This window comes from Stenotrophomonas sp. 8(2023), from assembly GCF_030345295.1.
Classification (GTDB): Bacteria; Pseudomonadota; Gammaproteobacteria; order Xanthomonadales; family Xanthomonadaceae; genus Stenotrophomonas; species Stenotrophomonas muris.
On the sequence record NZ_CP128404.1, the window covers coordinates 401,581 to 413,968 of the forward strand.

Here is a 12,388-nt window from a genome sequence, read left to right on the forward strand (position 1 = left end):
AGCCGCACATTATAGCGGCGAAACGACAAACTGCAAGCGGCCAACCCTGAATACGGGCCGGGGGTTCGAAAGCAGTGAGATCTGCACGTCCCCCGAGGGGGCGGCAGGGGCGTCATAATAGCAGGCATGCGAGTCCTTGGCATCGAATCTTCCTGTGATGAGACCGGCGTGGCGGTGTATGACACCGACCTGGCCGGCAGCGCGGCCCTGCGCGCCCATGCGGTCTACAGCCAGATCGCCCTGCACGCCGAATACGGTGGTGTGGTGCCCGAGCTGGCCAGCCGCGACCATGTCCGCAAGCTGCTGCCACTGGTACGCCAGACCCTGGCCGACGCCGGCCTGGGCGTGGGCGATATCGATGGCGTGGCCTACACCGCCGGTCCCGGCCTGGTCGGCGCGCTGCTGGTGGGCGCTGGCGTGGCGCGTTCGCTGGCCTGGGCGCTGGAGGTGCCGGCCGTGGGCGTACACCATATGGAAGGCCACCTGCTGGCCCCGCTGATGGAAGACGACCCGCCGGAAGCGCCGTTCGTGGCGCTGCTGGTGTCCGGTGGCCACACCCAGCTGGTGGCGGTGGACGCGATCGGCCAGTACCGCCTGCTGGGCGAGACCCTGGACGACGCGGCCGGCGAAGCCTTCGACAAGACCGCCAAGCTGATGGGCCTGCCGTACCCGGGCGGCCCGCAGCTGGCCAGGCTGGCCGAGCAGGGCACGCCGGGCGCGTACCGCTTCGCGCGGCCGATGACCGACCGCCCTGGGCTGGATTTCAGCTTCTCCGGCCTGAAGACCCAGGTCCTGATGGCCTGGCGCGACAGTGACCAGAGCGAGCAGACCCGCGCCGACATCGCCCGGGGCTTTGAGGACGCGGTGGTCGAGACCCTGTCGATCAAGTGCGAGCGCGCACTGGAAGCGGCCGGGACCAACGTGATCGTGGTGGCCGGCGGCGTCGGCGCCAACACGCGCCTGCGCGCCCGCCTGCAGCAGATGGCCGAGCGCCTCGGCGGCCGTGCCTGCTTCCCGCGGCCGGCACTGTGCACCGACAACGGGGCGATGATCGCCTTCGCCGGCGCGCTGCGCCTGCAGGCCGGCCAGCACAGCCCGCCGAAGGTGGATGTGACACCGCGCTGGGACATGGCGACCCTGCCGGCGGTCTGAGCCGGTGGCGCCGGGCCATGCCCGGCGGACGCATCACCGATGCACTGCCAACGGCGACGCCGCCAGCACGGTTGTCGCCCGCTCATGGCGCTGCAGCCAGCCCAGCGTGTGTGGGCAGCGGGCATGGATCAGCCGCCCGATCGCGGCCAGGTCGGCGCCGATGTCACGTTCCAGGACCGGCTCGTGGGGGGCGATGCGGTTGCGCAGGTGGCGGATGCGTCCGATATCCGCATGGACGGCTTTCCTGACGGCACTGGGATGAGCGGAGGGAGCATGCTGCAGAACCCTGCTGAGTGCGGGTATCCAAAGCGTGGAGTCGAAGCGACAGGTAAAGAGCTGCTGCCAGAACACCATCGGCAGGTTGGCGACGATCCCGGGTGTATCGGATACGCGGCTGGCAAGTTGTTCCAGTACCGTGCGCGGAGAAGTACTGGATGAGGTTGGCAGCCTCCGTCGGAAGGCATTATTCCAAGGCCAACGCGGGCCATGCTGCCTGGCGAGCACAGCTGCAGCGGCGTTGCGGGTGACCACTTCGCACAGATGGACCGGCATCATCAGTGCACTGCACATCCGCATGTTCCACAGGTACAGGGATTCGGCTGTGACGTCGGGGCTGCAGGTCGATGCGATTCTCTCGTAAGTAGACAGACGCTCCGCTGACAACGCGCGCCGCAGTACATCGTATGGAGCCATCGTCATGTGCGGTGGTGAAGGAGGAATCGATGTTCGCGAGAGTGGGCGGCGGCGACCATCAGGGAACGTCCTTGTCCGCGCGGCTTATTTTCTGCGTTTTGCCTCGGACGAATACCTGACCTGTCCTGTCGGATTTGGCCTTGACCGGCGATCTGGTCCTTGCCTAATCTGCGTGCCTGCGCCACCGGGACTCGCGGCTGGATTTCAGCTCCCCCCGGGGACAAACGGTAGTACCAAAGGGCCCCGCTAGCAGGGCCCTTTGTTTTTTCCGGGCCACCCCACGCCGGTGGCCCACCGCCCGTTCCGGGCAGGCTCACCGCCGTGCCGTTACCATGGCCGCCTGTATTCGTGCCGGTAAGCGCAATGGACAAGGTTTTCATCGAAGGGCTGACGATCGACGCCCTGATCGGTATCTACGATTGGGAACGACGGATCCGCCAGGACCTGGTGTTCGACCTGGAAATGGGTTTCGACAACCGTCGCCCTGCAGCCACCGATGACATCGCCCACACCCTGAACTACAAGGCGGTGAGCAAGCGCCTGGAACAGTTCGTGCGCGAGTCGGAGTTCGGCCTGGTCGAGACCCTGGCCGAGCGCTGCGCGCAGATCGTGCTGGACGAATTCGACGTGAAGTGGCTGCGCCTGAAGTTGAGCAAGCCGGGCGCAGTGCGCGGCGCGCGCGCGGTGGGCGTGATCATCGAACGCACGCGGGACTGACCCGGTCGTGCCGGCCGTTGGCCGACAACCCCGGTCGTGCCGGCCGCTGGCCGGCAACCTTGGCAACAACGAAACAGACAGGAGACAACCGATGGTGGACGCGGTGGTGGCGGTACAGTGGCTGGAACGGCTGCAGAACACACTGGAACCCTATCCCGGCGCCTACCTGGCGTTGATGATCTCGGCGCTGCTGATCGCCGCTGGCCTGGCCAACTGGGTGACCAAGCGCATCCTGCTGCGCGGGCTGCGGCGGCTGCTGAGCCGCCTTCCGGGCGCTGATACCGGCCGCGGCAGCCACCTGATGCGGGTGATCTCGCGCCTGTCGAACGTGGTGCCCAGCCAGGTGATCGCCTCGGGCATCCGCATCGTGCCGGACCTGCCGCCGGGCCTGGTCAGCTTCATCATCGGCGCCTGCCAGGCGTGGGCGATCCTGACCGTGGTGCTGGCCATCTCGCATGCGCTGGATGCGGCCAACGATCTGTACGAGCGCCGCCCCGAGGCACGCAACAAGCCGATCAAGGGCTACCTGCAGGTCGCCAAGATCGTCCTCTTCGTGATCGCCGGCCTGTCGATCGTCGCTACCCTGGCGGGCGTCGACCTGCGCTATCTGGTCACCGGCCTGGGCGCGGCCACGGCGGTGCTGATGCTGATCTTCCAGGACACCATCCTGTCGCTGGTGGCCAGCGTGCAGATCAGTGGCGATGGCCGCGTGCGCATCGGCGACTGGATCGAGATGCCCAGCCAGAACGCCGACGGCGACGTCATCGACATCGCGCTGCACACCATCACCGTGCAGAACTTCGACAAGACCATCACCACCATCCCCACCAAGAAGCTGGTGACCGAGTCGTTCAAGAACTGGCGCGGCATGCAGGAGGCCGGCGGGCGCCGGATCAAGCGCGCGCTGTACCTGGACCAGCACAGCGTCGGCTTCCTGGACGAGGGTGACCTGGCCTTCCTCGGCGAGTTCGCGCTGCTGCGCGACTACCTGCGCGACAAGGAACAGGAACTGGGGCAGTGGAACGGGCGCCTGCGCGAGCAGGGCGTGGCCGAGGTCAACAGCCGCCGCGTGACCAACCTGGGTACGTTCCGGGCCTATGTGGAGCGCTACCTGCGCAGCCACCCGGGCATCCATACCGACATGACCCTGCTGGTACGGCAGCTGCAGCCGACCACCGAGGGCCTGCCGCTGGAGCTCTACTGCTTCACCCGCAGTACTGCCTGGGCCGAGTATGAGGCGGTGCAGTCGGACATCTTCGACCACCTGCTGGCGATCCTGCCGGCCTTCGGCCTGCGGGTATTCCAGGCCTCCAGTGACGCCATGTTGATGGCCGGGCAGCGCCAGTTGGCCGGCTCGGAGTAAGCTGCGGTGCCCCCGGCGGGGCCATACGGACCCCGCTGGTGGCTGAAACTGAATGAAGAAACCTCTCGCCAAACGGCTCGGGATCGCTAGAATGCCGGGCTTGTAAACGTTTTCATCAAGGACTGCCGGTGGCCTCCGATCGCATCGAATCCCTCATTGCCCAGATGACCGTCGAGGAAAAGGTCGGCCAGCTGGGTGTCTTCGCGGACATGGTCCGCCCGTTCGCCCCGGACGTGAACCCGGAAGCCAACGTGCGCAATGCCGACCAGGTGCTGCAGCAGGTGCGCGAGGGCAAGGTCGGCTCGCTGTTCAATGGTGTGGGCGCCGAACTGGGCCGCCGCATCCAGCAGGTCGCCACCGAGGAGAGCCGCCTGGGCATCCCGGTGATCCTGGCGGCCGACGTCATCCACGGCATGCGCACCGTGTTCCCGATTCCGCTGGGCGAGGCCGCCAGCTTCGAGCCGGACCTGGCCGAGCGCACCGCGCGCGCCACTGCGATCGAAGCCACCGCCGCGGGCCTGCACTGGACCTATGCGCCGGCCGTGGACATCGCCCGCGACCAGCGCTGGGGCCGTGGCGCCGAAGGTGCCGGCGAGGATGTGGTGCTGGGCTGTGCGTTCGCCGCCGCCCGCGTGCGTGGCTTCCAGGGCAGCGACCTGCGTGCGGCCGATTCGCTGCTGGCCACGCCCAAGCACTTCGCCGCCTACGGCGCGGTGATGGCCGGCATGGAATACAACATGGTGGACATCTCGCCGCAGACCCTGCGCGACGTGCACCTGCCGCCGTTCAAGGCCGCCTTCGAGGCCGGCGCGATCACCGTGATGTCCTCGTTCAATGACATCAATGGCGTGCCGGCCAGTGCCAATGCCGAACTGCTGACCGACATCCTGCGCGGCGAATGGAAGTTCCCGGGCGTGGTGATCTCCGACTATACCGCCGACATGGAACTGGTCGCGCACGGCTATGCCGCCGATGACCGCGATGCCACGGCCAAGGCGTTCACCGCCGGCCTGGACCTGAGCATGCAGAGCGGCTTCTATGCCGAGCACCTGCCCGGCCTGGTCGAGAGCGGCGAGGTGCCGATGGCGGTGCTGGATGAGGGCGTGCGCCGCATCCTGTGGCTGAAGGAGACCATCGGCCTGTTCGACGACCCGTACCGTTCGCTGGACCCGGCGCGCGAAGCGGATACCTCGCACATTGCCGCGCATGACGAACTGTCGCGCGATGCCGCGCGGCGTTCGATCGTGCTGCTGAACAACCGTGACAACGTGCTGCCGCTGCAGAAGACCGGGCAGAAGATCGCGCTGATCGGCCCGTTCGTGCAGGACCGCGAGAACATCGAAGGCTGCTGGACGCTGTTCGGCGACAAGCAGCGTTACGTGGACCTGGAAACCGGTGTGCGTGCCGCCATCGGCGACGAAGCGCTGCTGGAAATCGTGCCGGGCTGCGAACTGGAAGCCGCGATTCCGGGCGGCACGGAAGCCGCTGTGGCTGCCGCACTGCGTGCCGACGTGGTGGTGCTGGCGCTGGGCGAACCGCAGCGCTACAGCGGCGAAGCACAGTCGCGCGTGGAGATCACCCTGCCGCCGGCACAGCAGGCGCTGGCCGAGGCCGTGGCGATGACCGGCAAGCCGCTGGTGGTGCTGCTGCGCAATGGCCGCGCGCTGGCATTGCAGGGCGCAGTGCGCAATGCGCAGGCCGTGGCGGTGACCTGGTACCTGGGCACGCAGACCGGCCATGCCGTGGCCGATGTACTGTTCGGTGACTACAGCCCGTCCGGCCGCCTGCCGGTCAGCTTCCCGCAGGTGTCCGGCCAGCAGCCGTACTTCTACAACCACCCGCGCACCGGCCGTCCGGAACTGCCGACCATGTCGGAGTTCAAGGCGCGCTGGCGCGAGATTCCCAATGAACCGCTGTACCCGTTCGGCCATGGCATCGGCTACACCACCTTCGCCTACGGCGTGCCGCAGCTGAGCACGGCACAGCTCGGCTGGGACGACACCCTGACCATCACCACCGTGCTGACCAACACCGGCCGCGTGGCGGGCGAGGAAGTGGTGCAGCTGTACATCCACGATCGCGTGGCCAGCCGCGTGCGTCCGGTGCGTGAACTGAAGGACTTCCGCAAGGTGGCGCTGCAGCCGGGCGAGTCAGCCGAAGTGGTGTTCACCTTGACCCGCGAGCAACTGGCCTTCACCGGCCGCGACGGCGTGCTGCGTGCCGAGCCGGGCCAGTTCGACCTGTGGGTCTGTGCCTCGTCGGCCGCCGGCGAAGCGGTGCAGTTCGAGCTGCTGAAGGCCTGATCGAAAAAAAGGGGACGGAGGGGATTAAGTCGTTTGTGCCAAAACGACTTAATCCCCTCCGTCCCCTTTTTTGTGGTCCTCACTGTGGCGGCGCTACCATCGGGCCTCCTGTTCGATGGAGTGCGCGCATGCGCCGGATGGCCTACCTGATTCCCGCCCTGCTGCTGGCGGCCTGTTCGCAGCCGGCGCCGCCGGCCGAGCCTGCAGCGGATGCGCCGCCGCCGATGGAGGCCAGTGCTGCTTCGACACCTGCGGCTGAACCGGCGGCGCCGGCTGCCGAAGCCGCCGCTGCACCTGCCGCACCGGCAGCCGAGGTGTCCGCCGAGGATGCGCGTGCGCGCATCGAGTCGCTGCTCGGCGATGCCGCGCAGTTCGAAAAGGTCTTCAATGCGTTCAAGGCCGCCGTGGTCGGCGGTGATCGCGCTGCGGTGGTCGAGGAAGTGCGATTCCCCTTGAACATCAGCGGCGGAAAGAAGATCTCCGGCCCCGGAGAGTTCCAGCGCAACTACGAGAAGATCATCACGCCGGAGGTGGTCAAGGCGGTGTCCGAGCAGGACTTCGGCAAGGTGTTCGTCAACCAGCAGGGCGTGATGATCGGCAGCGGCCAGGTGTGGTTGAGCGGCCAGTGCCTGGACCAGGCCTGCACGAAGACCGAGGTGAAGGTCATCACCATCCAATGAATGCAGACGCCCCGCGTGCGGGGCCGTTTGGCAAGGGTAGTGCCGGCCGCTGGCCGGCAACCGCAGGATGCCGGAAGGATCCAGGGTGCCGGCCAGCGGCCGGCACTACCTCAGGTCTTCGGCGTGAGCTTCAGCAGGCGCGCCTTGCTGCCGTCTTCCAGCAGCCACAGCGCGCCGTCCGGGCCCTGTTCCACTTCGCGGATGCGCTCGCCCATGTTGAAGCGCTCGGCTTCGCGCGCGCTGTCGCCATCGAAGGCCACGCGCACCAGCGAGGTGGACGACAGGCCACCGATGAAGCCGCTGCCCTTCCACTGCGGGAACAGGCTGCCGCTGTAGATCACGAAGCCGGCCGGCGAGATCACCGGCGTCCAGGTCACCTTCGGCGCGGCGAATTCCGGGCGCGTATCGTGGTCGGGAATCGGCCGGCCGTCGTAATGGTCACCGTTGGAAACGATCGGGTAGCCGTAGTTGGCGCCACGCACGATCAGGTTCAGCTCGTCGCCGCCGGCCGGGCCCATCTCGTGCGCCCACAGCTTGCCGTTGGCATCGAAGGCCATGCCGAGGATGTTGCGGTGGCCCAGCGACCACACCTGTGCGGCCACCCCGCCCTGCGACGCGAACGGATTGTCGGCGGGCAGGCTGCCATCGTCGTTGAGGCGGATGATCTTGCCGAGGTTGCTGCCCATGTCCTGGGCCGGATCGAACTTCTGGCGCTCGCTGGAGCTGATCCACAGCTTGCCGTCCGGGCCGAAGGCGAGGCGATGCCCGTAGTGACCCTCACCGCTGACCTTGGGGCTCTGCCGCCAGATCACCTTCAGGTCCTTCAGCTGGCCACCGCCGTTGGCATCCAGTGCCAGCGTGGCCCGGGCCACCGCGGCACCGCGGGTATCCAGCGTGCCTTCCTCGGCATAGCTGACGTAAACGACATGATTCCGGGCGAAATCCGGGTGCAGGATGATGTCGCCGAAACCACCCTGGCCAGCATAGGCGACCTTCGGAACGCCGGTGATCTCGTGCTTCTGGCCGCTGGCCGGGTCCAGGTGCTGGAGCTTGCCGCGCTTTTCGGTGACCAGCAGGCTGCCGTCGGGCAGGAAGGTCATCGCCCAGGGCTGGTCGAAGCGGCTGACTTCGGTGGCGTTGAACGGGCGCTGGTCGGTGGCGGCAGAGGCCGCTGTGGCGGTCTGCGCACCGTTGGCGGCCGGATCGGCGGCATTGCAGGCGGAGGTGGCAAGGATCGGCACAAGGCCGAGGGCGAGCAGCAGGGGCGTGCGGGTCATGGGTATCTCCAGTGCGGGGATGCGGATGGCCGGGCTGTCCCTTGTATACCACCGGCACCGTGAGCGTCGTGGCCCGAAGGTCCTGCGCCCCCTGTGCGAGCGCGGCGGGATCGTCTAGGGTGGGCACGCCCGGGCAAAGCGTGCCCGCCTGCCTGCCAAGGACCTGCAATGAACACTGCCATGCCCCACAAGCCGTCCACCGCCTTCATCGCCGCCTCCTGGGTGGCCCTGCTGCTGGGGGCGGCGGCGTACCTGATCGGCCTGTTCAACGCCACGATGGCGCTCAACGAGAAGGGCTACTACCTGACCCTGCTGCTGTTCGGCCTGTTCGCGGCGGTGTCGCTGCAGAAGAGCGTGCGCGACCGCGTCGAAGGCATTCCGGTGAGTGGCCTGTACTACGCGCTGTGCTGGTTCGCGCTGCTGTCGGCGCTGATGCTGCTGCTGGTCGGCCTGTGGAATGCCACGCTGGCGCCGAGTGAGAAGGGCTTCTATGGCATGGCGTATGCGCTGTCGCTGTTCGGCGCGGTGGCGGTGCAGAAGAACACCCGCGACCTGATCGCCGCCGGTGGGGGCGAGAGCAAGCGCAGCGCCATCGTGCCGCCGCTGCCGGAACAGGAGTGATCGATCCGGTGTAGAGCCGGGCCATGCTCGGCTCAGTCGAGCGTGGCTCGACGTTACAGACGAGGTGCGAGAGCCGAGCGTAGGCTCGGCTCTACAGAAGCCTGGCGCTATCGTGCCAGCCGCGGATCCGCCAGCTGTGCCTCCTCCCAGCCACGACGCACCGCATTGCGTGCCTGCGCCCAGTCCAGGCGGCTGCGGCCGCGTTCGTTGGCCCAGCGTGATTCGAGCTCGGCCTCGACCTGTTCATAGGCGCGGATCATGTCCTGTGCACGCGCGCCGTGGCCGATGCGGTAGGCCGGCTCGTAGTCCTCGAAGAACAGCTGGTCGTCGTAGTACGGCTCGGCCGTGTAGCGCTCGCGCCAGTAGTTGCTGACCGCGTCGCGCGGCGTGCTGTCGTCCGGTACGCGGCCGGGGATCTGGTACTCGGTCATGGAAGGCTCCGTTGTGGACGAAGCCCGATCGTGCCTGTGTGGCGGTTAACGGCCCGGTCCGGCAGCGTGATCACCAGATCAATCCGCCGGGCATGGCCCGGCGCTATCGGTCATCCGGCATCGGTATCCTTTCGCGGCAGCGTGTAGATCACCGCGCCGATGGCGAACGCCACCAGCGCAGCAGCGATGTTCTGCCAGCTGGCACTGGCGAACAGCGCCAGGCACAGCAGCAGCGCCAGCACCGGAATCAACGGCCCACCGGGCAGCTTCAACGCGCCCGGGCGGTCGGCGTAGCGCTTGGCCAGTACCAGGACTGCTGCGGCAGTGCCGATGTAGGCGAACAGGCGCGTCGTCATCGACAGCAGGGCCAGCTGCACGAACGAACCGGACAGGGCCAGGCCGAGCGCGATCAGGCCCTGGCAGAGGATCGACGCGGCCGGGGTGTGGAAGCGTGGATGCACCTGGGCCAGGATCTTCGGGCCGTAGCCATCGCGGGCCAGTGCGAACAGGAAGCGTGGGCCCATCATCATCGTGTTGCTGTTGGTGCCGAGGATGGAGATGGTGGCACCGACGGTCAGGATCAGCGCCAGTGCTTCGCCACCGAAACCGGCGGCGGCATCGGCCAGCGGGGTGGCCGAACTGGACAGGCCGGCCAGCGTTCCCTGCGCCACCACCTGCACCGCGCCGTAGATGACGGTGACGGTGATGATCATGGTGATCAGGGCGAACGGAATATCGCGGCGCGGATTGCGGTACTCGCCGGCGGCGGCCGGGATGTTCTCGAAGCCCGCGTAGGCGTAAAGCAGCAGCAAGGCGGCTTCGCCCATGCGCTGCAGGTCATGCGGGTCCGGGCGTTGGCCGGAGAAGGCCAGCTGTGGGTCGATGTGGAACGCACCGATGGCCACGAACAGCAGCAGCGGCAGCATCTTGCCGATCACCAGCACCACGCCGGTACGCGCGGCCGAGCGCACGCCGATGATGTTGATGCCGGTGAGGAAGCCCAGCGATACCACGATCACCGCGATGCGGCCCAGGCCGGCATCGGCCCACGGCCAGAAACGCGCAACCGCGTCGGCCAGCGCGTTGCTGAGCGCAGCGGCCGAGCTGATGCGGGTCAGCCAGATCATCCAGCCGATCTCGAAACCGGCGAAGCGCCCGAACGCCTCGCGTGCATACAGGTAGCTGCCGCCGGGTTCATCGAAGTAGCTGGCGGCCTGCGCGTAGCACAGCACCAGCAGCGCGACGACGATGCCAGCGGCGACCACGCCCCACAGGCTGAAGGGGCCGAGCAGGGCGACGGTGGCGGCCGGCAGCAGGTAGATGCCGCTGCCGATCACATCGTTGATCGACAGGCCGACGATCTGCCAGCGGCTGACCGCGCGTTGCAGCTGCGGTTCGTCCTGCGTGCTCAACGGACGTCTCCGGCCAGCGCGGGCAATTGCCACTGCGCCTGCAGGCGCTTGTACTCCGCGCGCGGCAGGAGCACGAAACGCGGCGCGTCCTGCGGCCGCAGCCAGTCCAGCAGTGCCTGCATGCGTTCCTGCGGCATGGCCGTGCAGCCGGCGGTGGCCTCGCCGGGCTGGCGCCACAGATGGGCGAAGATGCAGCTGCCCTTGCCGGGCTGGTTGTCCGGGTTGTGGGCGATGACGAAGCCTTCCCGGTAGCGCACGTCGCCCTTGTTGTGCAGGTCCAGCCGCATCGGCTCGGTGGAGCCCTTGACCGCTGCATTGCCGACCTTCTTTTCATCGACGATGCGGTTGTAGAACGGCGAACCGGGTACGTCCATGCAGTAGCTGCTGTCCAGCATCGGCTGGTAGGGCATGGCAGTGCCGCGGCGGGTGACGGCATAGCCGAACGCACTGCCGAGCGCGAATATGCCGGCCGGGCTGCGGCCATCGCCTTCCTGCTTCTGCGGGCCATCGGCCTGTGCCGGATGCAGGCCCAGGCCCCAGGCGCTGCCGGTGCGGCCAAGCGCCACCGGGAACGCCTGGCCATGCGGGTGCCAGCCCTGGCCGTCGCGCACATAGGCCTGCAGTTGCCCCTGGGTGCTGTCCCAGCCTTCGCTGGTGACCACGATCAGCTGGCGCGCGCCATCCAGCGGCGCCGCGTGAACGGACACCGCCGCGGCGAGCAGCAGTGCAGTGGTGGCAAGGCGGACCAGCGATCTCATCAACATGCGCTCCGGTCAGGAATCCAGCAGGTGGTCGATCCGCTCCAGGTTCACCGCAAGCTGCTGCTGGCGATCCGGATTGGTGTGGCAGAGCAGCACGAACAGGAAATCGAGCAGGGCGTGCATGGCGCTACGGTACAGCAGCTGCGCGACCTGTGGCGTGCGGTCGTGCGCGCAGACCGCCAGTGCCGCATCCGCATGCGCGCGCAGCGGGTTGGCGGTGTGGCGGGTGATGGAAATCACCTTGCCACCCATGTCCTGGAACTGCCGCGACAACTGTGAAAGCTGGGGCAGGTTGCCGAACTCGGAGAACATCAGCAGCGCATCGCCGGGGCGTGCGGCCGAGAGGTTTGCCAGCATCAGGATCGGATCGGTATGCGGCACCACCAGCAGTCCGAGCAGCGACAGCCGCATGGCGAACTCGCGGGCGAACAGGCCGTCGTCACCCAGGCCGTAGACGAACAGTTTGGGCGCACCGTCGAGCAGCTGCACGATGCGCTCGATCTCCCCGCGTGGATTGGCCTGGCGTGTTTCCTCCTCGGCCTGCGCCTTGCTGCGGCGCAGGGCCTCGCCCAGGCGCAGGTAGTCATCGCCGCTGTCGGGTTCGTCGGGCGCCTGCTGCGGATCGGCACCTGCGCGGGCCACGTCCTGGCCGATGGAGTACTTCAGATCCGGGTAGCCCTTGAAGCCAAGCTTCTGGCTGAACTTCACCACGCTGGACTGGCTGATGCCGAGCGCGCTGGCCAGCTGCTGGGAGGAGTAGTCGCGCAGCAGGTGGGCGTTGTCGAGGATGAAGTCGGCGATGCGGCGCTCGATGGCCGACATCTGCCCACGCTCGGTGCGGATCTTCAGCAGGGGCGGCATGCGGGGTGTCCGGGGGTCTGCAAAGGCGTTGCGGTTGGCCGCATAAAGCGAATTATGGGGTGGGTCGGGGGGTGGGGATTGCGGGGGACGCCGCAAGTACGTCCGTGTAGGCTTGGC

The 12,388-nt window shown here is 67.6% G+C and carries 12 protein-coding genes; 6 read left to right on the plus strand and 6 right to left on the minus strand.

What is annotated here, in order from left to right; translation table 11 throughout:
• The first annotated feature begins 126 nt into the window (after positions 1 to 126).
• The gene (gene tsaD, locus QP609_RS01855) at positions 127 to 1,152 is read left to right on the plus strand and encodes a tRNA (adenosine(37)-N6)-threonylcarbamoyltransferase complex transferase subunit TsaD (protein WP_032957776.1); all 1,026 of its coding nucleotides are present in this window, start codon (positions 127 to 129) and stop codon (positions 1,150 to 1,152) included.
• A 33-nt stretch (positions 1,153 to 1,185) separates the two neighbouring features.
• On the opposite strand, the gene QP609_RS01860 is transcribed toward tsaD, so the two are convergent.
• Positions 1,186 to 1,851, minus strand: a complete 666-nt coding sequence (locus QP609_RS01860) for a hypothetical protein (RefSeq protein WP_197621497.1) — start codon at positions 1,849 to 1,851, stop codon at positions 1,186 to 1,188.
• A gap of 357 nt (positions 1,852 to 2,208) precedes the next feature.
• On the opposite strand from QP609_RS01860, the gene folB reads away from it, so the two are divergent.
• From folB to QP609_RS01880, 4 genes are all read left to right on the plus strand, one after another.
• Positions 2,209 to 2,562 carry a dihydroneopterin aldolase gene (gene folB / locus QP609_RS01865; RefSeq protein WP_005407807.1) on the plus strand — a complete coding sequence of 118 codons (354 nt, stop codon included), beginning with the start codon at positions 2,209 to 2,211 and terminating at the stop codon, positions 2,560 to 2,562.
• A gap of 91 nt (positions 2,563 to 2,653) precedes the next feature.
• Positions 2,654 to 3,925: a mechanosensitive ion channel domain-containing protein gene (locus QP609_RS01870; RefSeq protein WP_046428231.1), complete on the plus strand. Its 1,272-nt coding sequence runs from the start codon at positions 2,654 to 2,656 to the stop codon at positions 3,923 to 3,925.
• Between the two features lie 128 nt (positions 3,926 to 4,053).
• Positions 4,054 to 6,228, plus strand: a complete 2,175-nt coding sequence (locus QP609_RS01875; RefSeq protein ID WP_014645707.1) for a glycoside hydrolase family 3 N-terminal domain-containing protein — start codon at positions 4,054 to 4,056, stop codon at positions 6,226 to 6,228.
• A gap of 128 nt (positions 6,229 to 6,356) precedes the next feature.
• Positions 6,357 to 6,908, plus strand: a complete 552-nt coding sequence (locus QP609_RS01880) for a hypothetical protein (protein ID WP_049441418.1) — start codon at positions 6,357 to 6,359, stop codon at positions 6,906 to 6,908.
• A 110-nt stretch (positions 6,909 to 7,018) separates the two neighbouring features.
• On the opposite strand, the gene QP609_RS01885 is transcribed toward QP609_RS01880, so the two are convergent.
• The gene (locus tag QP609_RS01885) at positions 7,019 to 8,185 is read right to left on the minus strand and encodes a PQQ-dependent sugar dehydrogenase (RefSeq protein ID WP_142235590.1); all 1,167 of its coding nucleotides are present in this window, start codon (positions 8,183 to 8,185) and stop codon (positions 7,019 to 7,021) included.
• Positions 8,186 to 8,353: 168 nt separating this feature from the next.
• Here QP609_RS01885 and yiaA point away from each other — a divergent pair, with 168 nt between their 5' ends.
• Positions 8,354 to 8,806, plus strand: a complete 453-nt coding sequence (gene yiaA, locus QP609_RS01890) for an inner membrane protein YiaA (protein ID WP_014645710.1) — start codon at positions 8,354 to 8,356, stop codon at positions 8,804 to 8,806.
• 107 nt (positions 8,807 to 8,913) lie between these two features.
• Here the strand turns inward: yiaA and QP609_RS01895 are convergent, their stop codons facing one another.
• From QP609_RS01895 to QP609_RS01910, 4 genes are all read right to left on the minus strand, one after another.
• A complete protein-coding gene (locus tag QP609_RS01895) occupies positions 8,914 to 9,237 on the minus strand; it encodes a hypothetical protein (protein WP_053495439.1) in 324 nt (107 codons plus the stop codon).
• A gap of 110 nt (positions 9,238 to 9,347) precedes the next feature.
• Entirely contained in the window at positions 9,348 to 10,649 is a 1,302-nt protein-coding gene (locus tag QP609_RS01900; protein WP_014645712.1) for an amino acid permease, read from the minus strand.
• A complete protein-coding gene (locus QP609_RS01905; RefSeq protein ID WP_049408409.1) occupies positions 10,646 to 11,407 on the minus strand; it encodes a L,D-transpeptidase family protein in 762 nt (253 codons plus the stop codon). The genes QP609_RS01900 and QP609_RS01905 overlap by 4 nt, the downstream gene beginning before the upstream one ends.
• Positions 11,408 to 11,422: 15 nt before the next feature.
• Positions 11,423 to 12,271 (minus strand): MurR/RpiR family transcriptional regulator, encoded by an 849-nt coding sequence (locus tag QP609_RS01910; RefSeq protein ID WP_032957791.1) that lies wholly within the window; start codon positions 12,269 to 12,271, stop codon positions 11,423 to 11,425.
• Between the last annotated feature and the right edge of the window lie 117 nt (positions 12,272 to 12,388).